Consider the following 2,434-nt stretch of genomic DNA (forward strand, 5'->3'; position numbering starts at 1 on the left):
TGTTATCAGTGGAAGTATAAGTTATATTGATCAACAAAATGTATACTATTATACACCAAAAAGGACTGGTACTTACGGTTTTAGTTTTGGTATTAACAATGCCGAAAATAGTTATAGAATATCTTTGCTTGATTCTAAGAATGAAGTTATTTTCGATACATATAGTTCTAATGAGTGCAAAGAGGTGGAATTAAAAAAGAATCAAAAGTATAGATTGCATGTAAACTATTCACGGGGATTTGAAAAATATAAAATTTCAATAAAGCAAATTTAGCTTACATAGCCATTACGCTAACACCGTAGTGGCTTATTTTTTTTGTGAGGAGGTGAACACATTGCGAAAACGATCTATCCGTGTCGGTGTCCGGTTCAATCAGTCAGAGCACGAGAGGTTTCAAAAACTGGTGGAGGATTCTGGACTATCGCAGGAGGAATATTTACGCCAGTTAGTGCGTGGTGTTGTACCGAGGGATGCCCCGCCACCGGACTACTACAAAATGATGCGGCAGCTATACCACATTGGAAATTTGCTGAATCAGATTGCGAAAAAAGCTCATGTGTTAAATGTCATGGATGTCAAACGCTATGACGAAGCTGTGGCAGAGTTTGAGCAGGCAGTGAAAATAATTACTGAAGCAGTCATTTTGCCAAAGGAAAAGTGAGGTGTCCGATGGCAACAACAAAGATATGGGATGTGAAAGGGTGGCTGGGGAAAGTGGTTATCTATATTGAAAACCCTGCGAAAACAGAGAATCCAGCTTTTTATCAGAAAGCTGATATGACAGAAACACAGGCACAGGGACTGACGGATGTCATTGAGTATGCGGTCGATTCTAATAAAACCGAAATGCAATATTATGTGTCAGCGCTTAACTGTTCCACACTGACTGCAAGAAATGAAATGATGGCGGTCAAAAAACGTTATGGGAAAGAGGACGGGATCGTTGTTTTTCATGGATACCAGTCTTTTGCAGAAGGAGAAGTGACACCGGATATGGCCCATGAAATCGGTGTGCGGTTGGCGGAGGAACTTTGGGGCGAACGGTTTCAGGTGTTGATGCTACGCATCTTGATAAGGCAAACCATATTCACAACCATTTTGTCTTAAACTCGTTTTCCTTTCTGGATGGCAGGCGATATAAGGGTTTTACGCACAGAGCTGCAGTCGTGCAGTAGTTGGCAACACTCTGATGAGATATTGAAATGTTGTGGATGTCCTTAAGTGCCTGAGAAGTTTTACGGAGAGACAGTCCAAGATTGACACGATATGTCAGACAGAGCGACATGACATGTGAGTCAAATTTAGTAAACCGTAATGATGATGCATTTTGGAGAAGGAAAGACAGATCCATCTTAAAGAAATCTATCGCAAATTCACGGTAGATGTAATGGAGTTTATATCTGATTTTTCCATGTTCCTCATCAAGATGATTTTTCTCTATTTTTTTGAGATTATAGAGATAGTAAGAGCATTTAGGGTTTACACATTTATGGATGATGAAATGCTTTCTGCTTTTGATGGAAACAAGACTGTGACAGCAATGAGGGCAGTTTAACCGATGATTTTTTGAAAAACGGTTATCTTTAGTGGGCGAAAAACGGGACTGACAGACTTTGCATAAGACTTGAGATTTCTTTTTCCCGTCATTCCACATCAGATAATCTACAGGAGCATCGCAAGCCGGGCAGCGGCAGGAGGAAGGGATATCGCAGGCAACCCGTCGGAATACCGGGCGAAGCGTTTTGTGGTAGCGTTTCTGATAGTATGGGATAAGATCTTTCCAGTTCCATTCCTGTTGAAAAGAAATGATGCGTGGAAGCTGGTCGATCTTATATTTCTGGTATTTTGGGGAATGTGAGTCGTCAAAGGACCACTGTTTGAGAGGTATGTATTGCAGATAAAGTTTAATAATTGACCAATAATTTTACGTTGGTAATTGATGTATTGAAGTAAATAAAGTATAATGTCCATGAGCAATGAAATCCTTTCGTGTTTTGTTTTTGTGGAGATTACATTATACATCAAAAAGGGGGACATTGTTCTTTTTATTGCAAAACCCCATAAAATCAAGGTTTAGAACAATAAAACTAGGTAATGGCTTGACAATACCCAATAGAGAGAGAGGATACAAAAATGGTAACAGTAGAAACGTATATTAAACATAGGAATTGTTTTATTAAAATTGAACCTGATACTGACATAGAATTTATTACTGATGTTTGTTATTTAGAAGGAGCAATTGTAATAAAATATTATACTCAAGAGATTATGGGATTAAAACAATATGATTTGATTAATCATTTGTGGTGATGTTTGTTATTTAGAAGGAGCAATTGTAATAAAATATTATACTCAAGAGATTATGGGATTAAAACAATATGATTTGATTAATCATTTGTGGTCATACTTCATAGATGCAATAGATGAATTAAT

5 protein-coding genes are annotated in these 2,434 nt (G+C 37.8%); all 5 read left to right on the forward strand.

Translation table 11 applies throughout. The annotated features are described in order from the left end of the window. On the forward strand, positions 1–274 hold a 274-nt coding region (locus DW981_RS15435), incomplete at its 5' end, for a hypothetical protein (RefSeq protein ID WP_207664015.1). A 61-nt stretch (positions 275–335) separates the two neighbouring features. After that, a complete protein-coding gene (locus tag DW981_RS14405; protein ID WP_118508226.1) occupies positions 336–662 on the forward strand; it encodes a plasmid mobilization relaxosome protein MobC in 327 nt (108 codons plus the stop codon). 8 nt (positions 663–670) lie between these two features. Beyond that, the gene (locus DW981_RS14410) at positions 671–1,108 is read left to right on the forward strand and encodes a relaxase/mobilization nuclease domain-containing protein (protein WP_243034781.1); all 438 of its coding nucleotides are present in this window, start codon (positions 671–673) and stop codon (positions 1,106–1,108) included. A 220-nt stretch (positions 1,109–1,328) separates the two neighbouring features. Then, positions 1,329–1,556, forward strand: a complete 228-nt coding sequence (locus DW981_RS16310; RefSeq protein WP_182434313.1) for a hypothetical protein — start codon at positions 1,329–1,331, stop codon at positions 1,554–1,556. 578 nt (positions 1,557–2,134) lie between these two features. Further along, positions 2,135–2,311 carry a hypothetical protein gene (locus DW981_RS15280; RefSeq protein ID WP_182434314.1) on the forward strand — a complete coding sequence of 59 codons (177 nt, stop codon included), beginning with the start codon at positions 2,135–2,137 and terminating at the stop codon, positions 2,309–2,311. Positions 2,312–2,434: the final 123 nt, after the last annotated feature.

The organism is Clostridium sp. AM49-4BH (genome assembly GCF_003478335.1).
Taxonomy (GTDB): Bacteria; Bacillota; Clostridia; order Lachnospirales; family Lachnospiraceae; genus Butyribacter.

Coding starts and splice junctions, on each gene's coding strand:
- DW981_RS15280 (WP_182434314.1), top strand. CDS start 2,135: ATGGTAACAGTAGAAACGTATATTAAACATAGGAATTGTTTTATTAAA.
- DW981_RS14410 (WP_243034781.1), top strand. CDS start 671: ATGGCAACAACAAAGATATGGGATGTGAAAGGGTGGCTGGGGAAAGTG.